This window comes from Alteromonas sp. 5E99-2, assembly GCF_017368475.1.
In the GTDB taxonomy this organism is placed as follows: Bacteria; Pseudomonadota; Gammaproteobacteria; order Enterobacterales; family Alteromonadaceae; genus Alteromonas_F.
Map to the genome: position 1 here is coordinate 1 of NZ_JAFNJE010000106.1, position 320 is coordinate 320.

The following is a 320-nucleotide window of genomic DNA, read 5'->3' on the forward strand; positions in this document are numbered from 1 at the left end:
CTACAGCAAGAGGACATTCATGAAGCGGTAGTGGTTGCACAGTCCCATCAAGGCAGTGAGCGATTAGTGGCTTATGTGTCAGCGACAGCAGGTACGCAAGCTCCCTTAGAAACACAACGCATTCAAAGGGCATTACATGAAAGCCTGCCTGATTATATGGTTCCAGGGATCATAGTGGTATTGGATGCACTACCGTTAACACCCAATGGCAAGGTGGATAGAAAAGCATTACCTGCGCCTGAATTAGCCAACATCAATACGTATGAAGCACCTGAGGGTGACACAGAAATTGCCCTTGCGGGTATTTGGCAAGAGGTATT

At 47.5% G+C, this 320-nt stretch carries 1 protein-coding gene; it reads left to right on the forward strand.

Going from position 1 to position 320, the window contains the following annotated elements; genetic code table 11:
• A partial coding sequence (locus J3L16_RS16570) for a hypothetical protein (protein ID WP_207614074.1) occupies positions 1-320 on the forward strand: 320 nt, incomplete at both ends.